Here is a 13,961-nt window from a genome sequence, read left to right as displayed (position 1 = left end):
GTCATTTCAAAGCCTGATTCATTTTCTATGGGGCTGGTGCGGTCTGATTATTTGCTGTGCTTGTTCAGCCACTCGATGGCACAGTTGGCGTGGATGGCGGCTCCCTGATAGAACACGCTCTCATCCAGTACCATTCTGGGGTTATGGTGGGGATACTGCTCGGATCCGCCGGCTCCCAGTACCAGGAAAGTACTGGGCACCTGCTCAGCCACGTAGCTGAAGTCCTCGGTCCCGGCCATGGGAGGCATGGCCTGAATGTTCTCCTCCCCCACCATCTCGGCCACCGACTCCAGCAGCTCTTTGGTGGTGGCCTCATCGGTAAAGGTGCAGGGACAGTTGAACATGGTGATCTCGTACTCGCCGTGCCACGCTTTGGCATAGGCATCCACGATCTCAGGCAGCCGCTCCAGCACATGCTTGCGGGCCTCCACGTTGTAGGTGCGCAGGCCTACCTGCAGGTCAGCGGTGTCAGGGATAATGTTCACTGCCGTACCCGAGCGCATCACGCCGCCGGACAGGGTCGCGACCGCCTGGGGAGATACCTCCCGGGTCATGAGCATGTTGAGGGCGGTGTAGATCTGGTTGGCAATCATGATGGGGTCCACACACAGGTCGGGCGTGGAGCTGTGTCCGCCCTTGCCCTGGATATGGATGGCAAAGGTATCCAGAGAGGAGCTGGCCACGCCGGAGCAATAGGTCACCTGGCCCACGGGGGTGGTGGAGAAGATATGGATGGCCATGGCAGCGTCCACCTTGGGATTTTCCAGCAGACCGTCGTCGATCATGGTCTTGGAGCCGTATCCCATCTCCTCACCGGGCTGGAACATGAGCTTGACAGTACCTTTCAGCTCGCTCTCATGGTCCTTAAGAAGCTTGGCTGCACCCAGCAGCATGGCCGCGTGAGTGTCGTGGCCGCACATGTGGCTGGCATTGCGCTTGGAACAGAAGGGCAGGTCGTTGATCTCCTCCATGGGCAGGGCGTCAAAGTCAGCCCGCAGCAGGATGCAGGGACTGCCGCTGCCGATGGTAGCTACCACGCCGGTAGATGCCCTCATATCGGGGAAACCCATCTTGATGTACTTCTGCCGTACACTCTCCTCCATCACACCGCAGCGGTGGGACTCGATCCCCATCTCGGCCAGCCGCTTTTCAATGTAAGCTGCCGATTCGGGCAGGTCCATGCCCACCTCAGGAATCTGGTGAAGATAGCGACGGTCAGCCACGATCTGCTCCTGAAGCAGTTTGGCTTCTTCCAGTAATTGCTTCAACTTGCTCTCTCCTTTCTGATTATGGTATCAACTGAAGTTCTCATTACGGTGAGAAATTTGTTTTCGTCATTCTAACAAGGCGTATTGTACAGCTTTAAGCCTCTTTATCGTACACCTTCTCCCCATTGGAGTAGGTCTGGAGCACATAGACCTGGTCGATGCGGTCGTTGTCCACCTCCAGCAGGTCCTCACTGAGCACCGCAAAGTCGGCATGGAAGCCTACCTTCAGCTGGCCCACCTTGGGGATACCCGCCACACGGGCGGCCTCCCGGGTGTACAGGGCGATGGCGGTCTCGATATCCACCTTCTCTCCCTGGCCGCAGTCAAAGCCGTCCCAGGCCTTGCGGGTCACGCCGCCCTTCAAGCAGGGGAAGGGATCGGAGGGTACCGCCCAGGAGGTGGCGGGGGCGTCAGTGGAGAAGCACAGGGGCACGCCCTTCTCCAGCATGGTCTTTACCGGGTAGGAGGCCTCCAGGCGCTCCTGGCTGAGGTTGGCCCGGTAGCTTTCGATCTCGGCGTAGAGGAAAATAGGCTGGGTAGCAACGCCGATGCTCTTCTCCGCACAGCGGCTGATGGCCCGCTGAGAAGGCTCGGTGACGTGCTCGATACGCAGGTGGGGCACATCGCCGTCGGTCCACTTCTCCTCGCCGTACACCCGGTCCACGATCCGGTCGATGGCGTGTCCGCCCATGGCATGCATGGACAGCTGGCAATGGTTCTCCTTACAGAACTGAATGGCGCTCTCCATCAGCTCGTCAGAGCAGACAGGGAAGCCTACCTCGTCCTCAGAGCCCAGGTAGGGCTCATTCATCCAGGCGGTGCGGCCCGAGACACTGCCGTCGCCGATGAGCTTGAGGCCGGCGGTGAAAATCTGCTGGTCGCGGTTCTTCCGCGCTTCTGGGAACCGGAAGCTGTCATCTCCGGCATAGAAGTCCCACATGTAATAGATGCCAACTTTCTGGCGGAATCCTTTTTCCACCGCCTTGGTGTAGATATCATAGTTATCGCTGGGGTCCAGGTTGCCCATGTCGCAGATGGAGGTAACGCCCTGAGACAACAGCAGCTCACCCAAATCCACCACCAGGTCCACCTTCTGCTCGTCGGTGGTTTCAGGAATCAGTGGGGTCACCAGGTTGCGGGCGTTCTCCCGCAGCACGCCGGTGGGCTCTCCGTTCTCATCCCGGTCGATCTGACCGCCCTGAGGATCGGGAGTGTCCTTGGTGATGCCCGCCATCTCCAGCGCCTTGCTGTTGACGCAGCGAATGTGGCCGCAGGTGCGGATGATAGACACGGGAGCATCGCTGCACCCCTCATCCAGATCCCAGCGGATGGGAGAGCGGCCCTCGGCCAGCTTGCCCTCGTCATAGCCCCAGCCTTCAATCCACTTGTCCGGTTCCTGGCTCTCCCGCACCTTGCGGATCTCTTCCTTAAGTTCCTCAATGGAATGTACCTTGGGGGGCAGGCTGGAGATCTTCTTGCTGAAATCAGCCAGCATCACCGGATGCATGTGTGCATCCACAAAGCCGGGAATCACACGTTTCCCACCCAGATCCACAACGGTCCAATCTCCGGCGGGCAGATCTTCCTGCGCTCCGACCCAGGTGATCACACCATCCTGGACCGTCATAGCCTGGGCATAACGGTTCTCGTCGTCACAGGTATAGATCTTTCCATTGATATAGGCGAAATTCCCATTTGCGTGCATAGCGCACAGCCCCCTTTCTGTTATAATAAACATAACAGCAAAATATGTGCCAAAAAAGCAAGCAAGGACACAGCCGCTGAAAAAAGACGGCAGCGTCCTTGCTTTTCCAAAGTGTAATATCAGACATTCCTCTCTGTCAAGGCATAATAGAGCCTTTTTGTCTATTTCAACAATTTTTTATTTCATACAGCCAAAAACCTTTTTCACTCTGTCTATCCATCATGTCCGCTTTTATTCGTGATAAAAATTTTTTGATATTTTATCAAAAAGTTTTTATGAAATCTCGTTTTTTTGATTTACTTCAGTTTCAGCTTTTCCATACGGTACTGCAGCTTCTGGGGCGAGATGGACAGCTTGTCTGCCGCGGCGTTCAGACGGTTAGTCTGCCGCAGCGCCTCCGAGATGATAGCCGCCTCATACTGGGACAGCAGCTGTCCCAGGTCCACCTTGCCCCGGCTCAGCTGTTCCCGGATCTGGCTCAGCGATCCAGGCTCCTCCACCCGGCTGCGCACCGGAACCTCTTCCGGCACCGGCCTGTGATCCTGCTCCATCTTGGCAAGAAGATTTTGTACCGAGTCCAGGGTGATCAAATCGCTGGTCTCGATATTGAATGCCCCTTCAATGGTATTTTTCAGCTCCCGGATGTTCCCGGGCCAGGACCAGCGTAAAAACAGATCCTGCGTCATCTGGCTCAGCCCCCGGATGTGCCGTCCCATCTTCTTATTGAACTGATCTATGTAGTGCTGGGTAAGCAGAAGGATATCTTCCTGCCGCTCCCGCAGGGGAGGCAGCCACAGCCGGACCACGCCCACCCGGTAATAAAAGTCAGAGCGCAGCCGCCCTTCCTCAATCAGACGCTCGGGAACCTCATTGGAAGCACATACGATCCGCACATGGAAATGAATATCCTCCTTGCCGCCGATCCGCCGCACCTTTTGTTCTTCCAGTACCTTCAGCAGCTTGGCCTGCATGGCGGTATCCATGGAGTTGATCTCATCCAGAAACAGCGTTCCGCCATCGGCCAGCTCAAACAATCCTTTTTTGGATTCCGCACCGGTGAAGCCGCCCCGTTCCGTGCCGAAAAACATACTCTCCAGCAGATTGACCGGGATTGCCGCGCAGTTTTGGGCAATAAAAGGTTTGTCTTTCCGGGCGCTGAGAAGGTGCAGAGCCTGGGCAAACAGTTCCTTTCCCGTTCCGGTCTCCCCATAGATCAGGGTGGCAGAATCGTTCTTTGCCACTTCTTTTACCACGCGCTTGAGCTGTTCCATAGCTGCATTCTGCGTCACGATATCATCCAGCGCAGACTGGCCATACTGCACCGGGCGGCTGGTTCCCCGCTCTGAAATATCCAGCAGCTGAGCAATATCCACCGCACCCTGAATCGATCCGTCCTCTCCCATGATGGGATAGGTTGTTGTGGTCATGGTGAGCTTGAAATTTCCCGAGGTGAGCACCTGCTTCTCCCCTACCGTGATGGTCCCGGTACGCAGCGTCCGAATCACCGTGCTGGTTTCTTCACTCAGGTCCGGATAGACTTCCAGCAAATGTTTCCCACGCACCTGCCGTCCGAAATCATCCGGCAGTTTTTCCAGGGCACTGCTGGCCTTGTAATATTCAATAATCCCATCCCGTTTTACCACCATCATGCCTTCCATGGAATCGCCGTTGATTTTCAGCAGCCGGGTGATCTGACGCAGATACTCATTCATGCCCGCTTCCTCCTGAACTTCCACGCTGGTAAAATACGTTCTGGTAACAGTTTACAATAAAACCCACTCTGGTGCAATCATGAAATTCACTACCTGCCGCTTGGCTGGAAATTTTCTTCCATTTTACATCAACAAATTGCTGATTTAATTCATTTTTCTTTATTTATGACTTTTCTTCGTATAATAAATGAACTTTTCGTTAAATTAGCACTCTGGTGTTGACAGTGCTAATTTGTGGTGCTATAACATACTCGTACCAAGGGAAAGGCCCAATGAGGGCCCGAATTGGTGGGCACAAAAGTGCAAGAATGGAGGAATGACTTATGTTGCCCAGCCTGTTTGGTGAAAGTTTGTTTGATCGTTTCTTTGATGATTCTCTGGAAAAGGAGTTCTTCGGAACCCATAATCCCCTGTATGGTAAGCATGCTAAGAACCTGATGAAAACCGATGTAAAGGACGTAAACGACCACTATGAAGTGGCTGTTGACCTGCCCGGTTTCCAGAAGGATGAGGTCAATGTGGAACTGGAGAACGGCTACCTGACCATCAGCGCCGCCAAGGGCCTGGATAAGGACCAGAAGGACGACGAGGGCCACTATATCCGCCAGGAGCGTTACAGCGGTTCCTGCAGCCGCAGCTTCTATGTGGGCGACATCCAGCCTGAGGATATCCACGCCAAGTATGAGGACGGCATTCTGAAGCTGACACTGCCCAAGGCCGATCAAAAGGCAATTGAGCATCAGAACCGCATCGCCATTCAGTAAAACAAAACAGCGCGCCGGTTTTCCGACGCGCCGCAAGCCCCGGACCGAAGATCTGGGGCTTTTTTATTGAATTGTTTCTGCCTGAGATTCTCCCAGGACCTTGATTCCCGCCTGACGCAGCTGCTGGGCTGTCACTCCATCTCCCGGTATCAAACGCCGGGAAAAGGTCCCGTCGTAGATCTCTCCGCTGCCGCAGGAGGGGGAGCGCTCTTTGAGAACCGCCAGCTCACACCCCTGTTCCAGAGCCGTCTTTAAAGCCAGCTTTGCTCCTGCCTGGTATGATTCGGTCACATCCGTGCCCTCCCGGTTTACGACCCGGCCGTCACGTTGCCGTTCGGCGGGAGGACGCGGGGTTGGCAGGCCACCCTGCACCTCCGGGCATACGGGGATCAATTCATGTCCCCGCGTCCGCAGTGCCTCCACCTCCGGATGCTTTTTCCCTTGCCCGTCATATCGGCAGGGACACCCCAACAGACAGGCACTGACTAAAATTTTCATGGCGTCTCCTTACAAAAAAGCCCGCTTTTCAGCGGGCTTTCAAGGCTTAGTGAGTGAGATAATACTTGACCAGGGTCTGGAGGAGCTCATCCCGGTCTATCTTCCGGATCAGTGCCCGGGCATTGTTATGGTTTGTGATGTAGGTGGGGTCCTCGGAGAGAATGTAGCCCACAATCTGGTTTACCGGGTTATATCCCTTTTCCTGCAGCGCCTGATACACCGTAGCCAGGATCGCCTTGATCTCCAGATCGCGCTGGTCGCCCAGACGGAATTTTCGGGTGAAATCCATCTCGTCCATCGAAAACACCTCCTAAACTAAGCATGGAAAAGATGTGCTTAGTTTACTCCAAAAACCCCGTTGTGTAAAGGGCAGCAGGTAAAAATTTAATAATTTTTTAGAAAGTGCCACTCTCCTCCGGCTCTGTCTCCTCTTTTTTCTCCTCCTTCGGCACACGTTTTATGGCAATAAAGCAGCAGATCAGATAGAGCAGCGCTAACACAATGGCGGTCACGATCATCTCCTCATTGGCCTGGCCAAAGGAATGTACATTGGGAGATGTCCAGTTTCCCATCACGATCACCGTCTCTTTGATGGTGCGATAGCCTCTTTCATATACTAAGAGTCTTGGAAATGTTAGATCCACCAAGGCCAGCGCCAAAGCGGGAAGGAGCATCCCCCGCCGTCCTTTTTTCAGTAGCGGCAGCATAGTCAGCAGACTAATCCCCGCCCAAACCGGAAGGTAGAGCTCTTTCTGTGAGACATAGAGCCAACCAGGCAAATCGTCCCGCCAGAACAGGCACCAATACCCCATAAGAACCAGCGGTGCAAGAACAGGGATCGCCTTTGTCCAACGGAAAGAAGCTCGGCTCAGACTCAGGCGCAGGCGAAACAAGTCTTTCCACGAGAAGATCAGAGCTGAATTGTCCACGCCAGGCTCTCTGGCCAGCCATCTGGCCAAAGCCATGGTCACCCAACTCAGCACCGCGGTTAAAATAAGCCAGATCAGCCCCCACATCAGCAGTGCCGCCACCAAACGTCCATTCACATTTCCTTGAAGCAACCTACTGATTTGATCGGTCAGAAACATTCCGCTGGAAGAAAGGCTAAACAAAGCCGCTGACCCGATCAGCAGCTGACCCACCACCGACCAGCTTACAAAAAACACCATCACCCACACCCCCAGTTGAAACCAATGAGTATGGTAGGTGTAGTGAGCCTGGAGATAGATTCCGTAGGCCAGGCAGCCCAGATACAATGCCCAGCACAGGGGAAGCGGCACAAACTGGGCCAGCAGGTAAAACAGCAATCCTCCTCCAATGGCAAAGGCAAAGGACAGCAGGTTCTGCCAGTCGCTCTTCTCCAGGGTCCGCACCGGAGCCTTAGGGTCCAGCAGTTCATCCACTGTCACGCCCAGAACACGTGCCAAAGCCACCAGGGTAGTCACGTCAGGGTAGCTACCGCTCTCCCACCGGGACACCGTCTTATTGGACACTCCCAATTGATCCGCCAATTCCTGCTGGGTCATCCCTTTGTTTTTCCGGTATTGCCGCAAACGCTGGGCAAATTCCTGTTCGTTCATAGGGTTCCCTCCCCTCTTCTTTTCGCCTTTATCTTACCGGAAATTCACTCTCTTGACTACCTCACAGCCTGGGAATTCTATCTCGCCAGATGGGATTTTCTTCTCCCCCTCCATCTGGTATGGTTAGAAAATCAATATTTGGTCCTTTCTCCAGGTCAGTTGTTCTGATACAATGCACTCAAAATCAAACAAAGGAAGTGCACACCATGAAACGGATCGTCAGCGTACAGGACATCTCCTGCCTGGGTAAGTGCTCTCTGACAGTGGCTCTGCCCATTATCTCCGCCATGGGAGTGGAATGTTCCATCCTCCCCACCGCGGTACTCTCTACCCACACCATGTTTAAAAATTTCACTTGTAAGGATCTCACCGACCAGATCAACCCCATTGCCCACCACTGGCAGCAGGAGGGGTTCCAGTTCGACGCCATCTACACCGGCTACCTGGCCTCCAAAGAGCAGGTGGGCGATGTGTGCGCCTTCTTTGACACCTTCAAAACCCCGGACAACCTGATTCTGGTCGACCCTGCCATGGCGGACAACGGTAAGCTCTACCCCGCCTTTGGTCCCGACTTCCCCGCTGAGATGGCCAAGGTATGCGCCAAGGCAGACGTGATCGTCCCCAACCTCACCGAAGCCAGCCTGCTTACCGGCCTGCCCTATCGCACGGAGTACGACGAAGCATATATCCGCCAGATGCTCCAGGCACTGGCAAAGCTGGGTCCCCGGTATGTGGCCCTGACGGGTGTCAGCTTTGAGCCTGAAAAGCTGGGCGCTATGTACTACGACCAGCAGACCGGCCAGTACGGCAGCTACTTTAATGAGCGCCTGCCCGTAGCCATCCACGGCACTGGTGATGTGTTTGCTTCCACCTGCGTGGGTGCTCTGATGCGGGGCAAGTCCCTGGGCGACGCTCTGGCTCTGGCTGCCGACTACACTGTGGAGTGCATCCGCGCCACTCTGGCTGATCCCAAGCCCAGCTGGTACGGCGTTAACTTTGAGGAGGTCATCCCCTACCTGGTCCGCCGCCTGGGGTAATCCCATTTTATTCTCCTTTACAATTCATCTTTTTGGCAAAGAAAAAGAGCGAACTGATGAAATCAAAATCAGTTCGCTCTTTTTTATAAAGAATGAAAAGGTGTTGCCAAACCGTTGCCACAAGGGATATTAAACCTTAGAACCCCCGTCATGACAGACTTTTCGGGCCTCTGAAATTATTCCCACTCGCCGAGTTAAATCCATTTCTAAACTTTTTTGTATAGAGGATTTAATTCGTCGTGGTTTTCTTTGATGCAGATTATCCTTATCCTAAGGTCTATTCGGACTTTTGCTATCAAAAATCTATCCGAGCCATCCTATCAGGGGTTTTGCTTGAGATGGATGATTGGGTGGCTTAGGAGTATTATAGCATGGTTTTATCGAATTTTCTATAGAAATTTCATTTTGCCTAATCAGACATTACTCGCTCATATAATCCAGCATTTGCTGATTCAGTGTTTCCTTTACTACTCGCCACTCCGGGAAAAAGGCGTCCATATACTTCTGGAATAGCTCATTGTGATTTCGCTCCAGCAAGTGCACCAATTCATGGGTCACGACATAAGCGAGACACTCTGGAGTTTTCTTTGCAAGCTGGAGGTTAATCCAAATCCTTTTTCGGTCTATATTGCAGGTTCCCCATTTGGTACGCATGTTTTTGACCTTCCACTCAGATGCATGGACACCTACAACCTGTTCACATTTTTGAATCACTTCCGGCAGCTTGCTTTTTAGCTGCTCCCGATACCAATCATTCAAAACACGCTCGCGCTGCTCCGGGGTGCTTTCAGGCCTCACTTGCAAAATCAGATGCCCGCCTGTAAGGGACACCTCATTCCTAACATTTGAGTATTGCACATCCAGACGATAACGACGCCCCCAGACATAGTAGCTCTCTCCGGTCACATACTGTCGCTTCGTTTGTCGTGCCTGTGCTGCGAAGTTTGCACGCTGCTTTTTAATCCAGGAAATTCTGGATACCGCAAACATTCGGATTGCGTCATCCCCAGCAGAGTGCGGTGCAGTAATTTGGACTTTCCCATCGGGCGGCAGAACGCGGATGTACATATTCTTGATGTTCTTTTTTGTAACGGCAATACTCATGTTGCCGATTTGCAGTTCATCCACTAAAATTCACTCTGCTCCTTTACCAATGCAAGCAACTGATCGGCTTCCTGGTCATCTTTTACGACAGCACGAATAGCCCGCCAGATTTTACGCTCTTTGATTTTGCTTCCCCGGAAATTGTCCTGTTTGCTAGACATGACAGCGTCATATATCTGATTGGCCACAACCGTATCCCCGTTGAGATGGTCATAAAAGGCTCGCTTGGCGGCACTCTCCCGGATTTCCGGAGGATATTCTGTGCCGCTTTCTGGTTTATGTACCTTCCTTGCCAGCTCCACAATCTGACGCAAATACTCCTCATAGTTGATCACGTCATTTTTGCGTTTTTCAATCAACTCACGAAGAAGTGCAGACATCTTCTCGTAGTATTTGGGGTTGCTTTGGGTTCTCTCAACAATTTCCTTGCCAATATTGTTTTCGATAGTCTCTGCAACTGCTTCCTGCTCTTTGGGTGTAGAGGAAGGCATATCCTTCAGCGCGGAAATTCCGTTGTCTACCAACAGCTCGACCAATGTTGCTCCTCCAAAGGAAGTCAACACACGACTGGGATCGGCCGACAAATAGGTATCGATTAAATGGCGCATGTCCGGATCATATTTCTTCAAATCCACATAGTCACCGCTGGCCAAACGCACATCATCACGCACCTTGATGTAGTAGGTAACTTCTCTCTCCAACGCCTTAATCTGTTCCACAGTATAGTGGTACTTTTCCTGTAATTCGCCTGATACTTCACCAAAAGCGCGAAGAGCTGTCGCTGACAGATTGTAAAGCTGTTCCCGCTTGGGCATGTTCTCTTCCAATTCATCCAAGTCAAAGGCTTCGGTGTTGGCACCGCAGAAATAATGGTAGTAGTCCACCATATCTTTGGGTGGAGCCACAGGCTCGCACAGTGCACGCAGAGCTTCCAGCGAATCCTCCAGCTGTTCCTTAGCCTTGTCCAAACGGTCTGTCAGCAGGCCGGAGACATCTTCCTTATCGTAGCAGTCAAATGCTTCGGAGGTATAGTCTGCAACCGCATTTTCCAAGGAGCGAAACAGGTCTTTGTAGTCAATAATATACCCAAATTCCTTATCTTCACCATCCAGACGATTGACGCGGCAGATTGCTTGGAACAAGCCATGGTCTCGCATAGACTTATCAATATACAGATAAGTGGCAGGCGGAGCATCAAAGCCTGTCAGCAGCTTGTCCACCACGATCAGTAGTTTCATCTGTTCCGGCTGCTTGATAAACTTTTCCTTGGCCTCTTTTTCAAATGCCTTCGGGTCTTTTCCACCCAGCATTTTCATGTAAATCTCGTATTGCTCCACAGCCTCGGTCTCGCCATCATCACCCACAGTTTCAGTGCGAATATCGCCCACCGACGGTTCATAGGAAGTCACGATGGCACACTTTCCCTTCAGCTCGGTCTCCTGGAACAACTCATAGAATTTGCACGCCTGATAGATACTGCCAGCTACCAGCATGGCATTACCCCGCCCATCGTGCAAGCGCGGTTTTGTCTCCATATCAAAAACAATATCCGCTACAATCTGTCCCAACCGGGCCTTGGAGCTGAACATCTTTTGCAGATTGCCCCAGCGCTGTTTCAGCTTAGCCTTTGCAACACCAGTTAGACCGCGCGTTTTTGCCTCAAACCAGGCGTCGATCCGATCCTGCTGGACAACATTCTGCTCCACTTCACGAGCCTCATAGCGCAAATCCAAAACCACTTTATCCCGCACTGCTTCATCAAACTTATAGCGATGGATGTAAGGGCCAAATACCTCCAGACTGGTCTCCTTATCCTTTTTCATCAATGGAGTACCGGTGAAACCGATAAAGGTAGCATTCGGCAAAATGGTTTCCATCGCTTTGTGGAGCTTGCCGGATTGGGTACGGTGACATTCATCCACAAAGACATAGAAATCGCCTTTGGGAGAGAAGTTTTCCGGCGGCGAGCGTTTCAGTTCCTCAATAAATCCGGCATAATCAGACTCGCCGCTTTTGCCTCTGTTTTTCTTGCCAAACTTGTGAATCAGAGAGCACATCATGACAGGCGAGGTGTCGTTGATCTTCCGAATCAATTCGCTTCCCCGGCGAATGCGTACAATGCTCTCATTGACCCCGGCAAACACCTGCTCGATCTGCACATCCAACTCGTCCCGGTCTGTGATAATCAGGATACGACTGTCAGAAATATTCTCTTTGATCCACTTGCTGAGCCACACCATGGTCAAGGATTTTCCGGAACCTTGGGTGTGCCAGATAATCCCGCCATCATGACGCCGCACAAAATCCCGCGCTGCCATATTGCCAAAGAACTGATTAGGCCGACAGGTCTTTTTTACTCCGCTGTCAAATACGATAAAATTGTGCAGCAGCTCTACAAACCGCTCTTTCCGGCACAGAGAAATTAGGTTTTTGTCCAGACGCAGGGGGTATTTTTCGATTTGAGCGCGTACCGCTACGGAAACCTCATCTTTGGCATTGGGATCTTCTTTCCAGGAAAGATAATACTTTTCTGGTGTACCAGTAGTACCGTAACGCGCGCCCTCCGAATCATTACCCGCCAGGACAAGCCCAATGGTGGCAAAGAACTGCATGATCATATCCGGGCGCTGGTTTGTCAGGTTCTGGCGAATGCCCTCCGACATGGAAACTGTGCTGCGTTTCAGCTCGATGACAGCAAAAGCAATGCCGTTGATGTACAGAACCAAATCAGGGCGCTTGTGCTTGATGGTTACTTCTTCGGCGATGTAAAAGTCATTTTCCAGAGGATGCTCCCAGTCCACAAACTGGACAGTGATTTTATGTTGGCCGACAGATTCGCTGACCTTGACCCCATAGCGCAGCTTTTTATAGGTCTGCTCATTCAGGTCGTAAAGGTTCACCGACTGATCTCCGGCAGCATCCTGCAGCTCCTTCAAGGCGCGGCTGATAAGTACCGGCGAATAGCCTTTGCGGATCAGAAACTTCGTCAGCAGTTCGGTTTCAATATTGGAGTTTTTCCGTTCGGTGAAATCACCCAGATAGGTATAACCCAGTTCCTGGGCAAATAGCTTTATGACACGCTTCTGCGTGGCTTTTTCCCGTTGGCCGATGCCCATATTTATCCCTCCTGAGTACCACTTGTATTTCTGATAGAGTAAATCCATTCAAACACTATTGGAATAATAATTGAACTTGCAAGAAATTCAAAAACAGCCGTACTTTCCTCGTATTCTTTAAAAACAGGCTGATAACGGTTCAAAACTACTATGCTGACAAGTGCAAAAATAAGGGCCAATCTAAAAGATACTGCAACAATATGTTTATCTGACAGCTTTAATCCCCACGAGACTAGTGCTACAATCGCTCTTTTTACGGCGCGAAAAAAAGTCACGATATAACCAATAGCCGAACGTAGTTCATAAAATAGTGCTATCACGAGCAGCTTTATTAAATCTAGGAGATAAGCAATGGGAATCAGTACAGCCAACAAGTATTTAGCTAGCTGTTTAGAATTCTTAGGGCACGGACACCCCCAGCTCCTCGGCCACTTCATTGACGCGCATAAAAATCTGGTTTGCCATCGTAAATACCTTCCTTTCCTCGTTGTTGGTGACTGCGGCCTGCGGATGTTGTGTTTCATAAATGCCTCCCTGCTGATGTCCGCCACTTTTTCTCGGTTTCGCAACCAAAAATCTGACGGGCCATTTGATGTGCTATATTATCTAAGCTTATTAGCTTAGTACCCATATAATACTATACATATAAGCTTAGTTTAAGCCTTTTTGAAGAAATAATGTTAAATAAATTTGCTTAGATTATCTTGACAAGGCTAAACAAATATGCTATGTTCAGATAAGAACAAGCATAGATGGGAGCTGGATGTATGGCGATTGGCGAACGAATTCACTTTTTCCGTCTCCTGCGGGGGATGACACAGAAATATCTTGGTATGGCGCTGGGCTTCCCGGAGAAGTCTGCCGATGTGCGCCTGGCACAGTACGAAACAGGATCAAGAACCCCCAAGGCAGACCTTACCGCCGCCCTGGCCCAGGTACTGGATGTCTCTCCTCACGCCCTTTCCGTCCCGGACATAGACTCCTATGTGGGGCTCATGCACACCCTGTTTACCCTGGAGGATAACTACGGGCTGAAAGTTACGGAGCAGGACGGTGAGCTTGCTTTGCAGGTGGATTTCCGCAAAAACAAGGATGCTGCCCGGCTGCACGAGATGCTCTGGGCCTGGCGGGAACAGGCAGCCAAACTGGAGGTCGGTGAGATCTCCCAGGAGGACTA

Annotated in this window: 12 protein-coding genes; 3 read left to right on the top strand and 9 right to left on the bottom strand. The window is 51.8% G+C overall.

From position 1 onward, the window contains the following. Positions 1-47: 47 nt before the first annotated feature. The 3 genes from ACLTXB_RS08900 to ACLTXB_RS08890 form a co-directional block, all read right to left on the bottom strand. Positions 48-1,268: a M20 metallopeptidase family protein gene (locus ACLTXB_RS08900; protein ID WP_428226711.1), complete on the bottom strand. Its 1,221-nt coding sequence runs from the start codon at positions 1,266-1,268 to the stop codon at positions 48-50. A gap of 94 nt (positions 1,269-1,362) precedes the next feature. Continuing rightward, positions 1,363-2,973, bottom strand: a complete 1,611-nt coding sequence (locus tag ACLTXB_RS08895; RefSeq protein ID WP_428226710.1) for an amidohydrolase — start codon at positions 2,971-2,973, stop codon at positions 1,363-1,365. Positions 2,974-3,269: 296 nt separating this feature from the next. Further along, positions 3,270-4,685, bottom strand: a complete 1,416-nt coding sequence (locus tag ACLTXB_RS08890; protein WP_428226709.1) for a sigma-54 interaction domain-containing protein — start codon at positions 4,683-4,685, stop codon at positions 3,270-3,272. 323 nt (positions 4,686-5,008) lie between these two features. Here ACLTXB_RS08890 and ACLTXB_RS08885 point away from each other — a divergent pair, with 323 nt between their 5' ends. Beyond that, the gene (locus tag ACLTXB_RS08885) at positions 5,009-5,449 is read left to right on the top strand and encodes an Hsp20/alpha crystallin family protein (protein ID WP_008981807.1); all 441 of its coding nucleotides are present in this window, start codon (positions 5,009-5,011) and stop codon (positions 5,447-5,449) included. A 63-nt stretch (positions 5,450-5,512) separates the two neighbouring features. Here ACLTXB_RS08885 and ACLTXB_RS08880 read toward each other — a convergent pair whose 3' ends face one another. From ACLTXB_RS08880 to ACLTXB_RS08870, 3 genes are all read right to left on the bottom strand, one after another. After that, positions 5,513-5,947 carry a DUF523 domain-containing protein gene (locus tag ACLTXB_RS08880; protein ID WP_302668702.1) on the bottom strand — a complete coding sequence of 145 codons (435 nt, stop codon included), beginning with the start codon at positions 5,945-5,947 and terminating at the stop codon, positions 5,513-5,515. A gap of 46 nt (positions 5,948-5,993) precedes the next feature. Then, entirely contained in the window at positions 5,994-6,245 is a 252-nt protein-coding gene (locus ACLTXB_RS08875; protein WP_008981805.1) for an IreB family regulatory phosphoprotein, read from the bottom strand. Between the two features lie 97 nt (positions 6,246-6,342). Then, positions 6,343-7,527: a helix-turn-helix domain-containing protein gene (locus ACLTXB_RS08870; protein ID WP_428226708.1), complete on the bottom strand. Its 1,185-nt coding sequence runs from the start codon at positions 7,525-7,527 to the stop codon at positions 6,343-6,345. Positions 7,528-7,733: 206 nt separating this feature from the next. Between ACLTXB_RS08870 and ACLTXB_RS08865 the strand changes: the two genes are divergently transcribed. Next, positions 7,734-8,564, top strand: coding sequence for a pyridoxamine kinase (locus ACLTXB_RS08865; RefSeq protein ID WP_428226707.1), 831 nt, complete (start codon positions 7,734-7,736; stop codon positions 8,562-8,564). A gap of 420 nt (positions 8,565-8,984) precedes the next feature. On the opposite strand, the gene ACLTXB_RS08860 is transcribed toward ACLTXB_RS08865, so the two are convergent. The 3 genes from ACLTXB_RS08860 to ACLTXB_RS08850 are packed head-to-tail and all read right to left on the bottom strand — an operon-like array spanning position 8,985 to position 13,308. Continuing rightward, positions 8,985-9,692: a M48 family metallopeptidase gene (locus ACLTXB_RS08860; RefSeq protein WP_054338597.1), complete on the bottom strand. Its 708-nt coding sequence runs from the start codon at positions 9,690-9,692 to the stop codon at positions 8,985-8,987. Continuing rightward, positions 9,692-12,784 (bottom strand): type I restriction endonuclease subunit R, encoded by a 3,093-nt coding sequence (locus ACLTXB_RS08855; RefSeq protein ID WP_428226706.1) that lies wholly within the window; start codon positions 12,782-12,784, stop codon positions 9,692-9,694. Before ACLTXB_RS08855 ends, ACLTXB_RS08860 begins: the two co-directional genes overlap by 1 nt. A gap of 2 nt (positions 12,785-12,786) precedes the next feature. Further along, positions 12,787-13,308 (bottom strand): hypothetical protein, encoded by a 522-nt coding sequence (locus ACLTXB_RS08850; protein ID WP_428226705.1) that lies wholly within the window; start codon positions 13,306-13,308, stop codon positions 12,787-12,789. A 243-nt stretch (positions 13,309-13,551) separates the two neighbouring features. Between ACLTXB_RS08850 and ACLTXB_RS08845 the strand changes: the two genes are divergently transcribed. Further along, the coding region (locus ACLTXB_RS08845) for a helix-turn-helix domain-containing protein (RefSeq protein WP_428226704.1) at positions 13,552-13,961 on the top strand (410 nt) is incomplete at its 3' end.

It is taken from the genome of Flintibacter sp. (assembly GCF_046973065.1).
Note: the sequence above shows the minus strand (reverse complement) of the source record. Positions and strands in the feature narration are given on the sequence as shown.

Bases quoted from the DNA above. Each gene is read 5' to 3' on its own strand.
- ACLTXB_RS08850 (WP_428226705.1), bottom strand. From the start codon at position 13,308: ATGAAACACAACATCCGCAGGCCGCAGTCACCAACAACGAGGAAAGGA.
- ACLTXB_RS08855 (WP_428226706.1), bottom strand. From the start codon at position 12,784: ATGGGCATCGGCCAACGGGAAAAAGCCACGCAGAAGCGTGTCATAAAG.
- ACLTXB_RS08865 (WP_428226707.1), top strand. From the start codon at position 7,734: ATGAAACGGATCGTCAGCGTACAGGACATCTCCTGCCTGGGTAAGTGC.
- ACLTXB_RS08895 (WP_428226710.1), bottom strand. From the start codon at position 2,973: ATGCACGCAAATGGGAATTTCGCCTATATCAATGGAAAGATCTATACC.
- ACLTXB_RS08890 (WP_428226709.1), bottom strand. From the start codon at position 4,685: ATGAATGAGTATCTGCGTCAGATCACCCGGCTGCTGAAAATCAACGGC.
- ACLTXB_RS08875 (WP_008981805.1), bottom strand. From the start codon at position 6,245: ATGGACGAGATGGATTTCACCCGAAAATTCCGTCTGGGCGACCAGCGC.
- ACLTXB_RS08870 (WP_428226708.1), bottom strand. From the start codon at position 7,527: ATGAACGAACAGGAATTTGCCCAGCGTTTGCGGCAATACCGGAAAAAC.
- ACLTXB_RS08880 (WP_302668702.1), bottom strand. From the start codon at position 5,947: ATGAAAATTTTAGTCAGTGCCTGTCTGTTGGGGTGTCCCTGCCGATAT.
- ACLTXB_RS08885 (WP_008981807.1), top strand. From the start codon at position 5,009: ATGTTGCCCAGCCTGTTTGGTGAAAGTTTGTTTGATCGTTTCTTTGAT.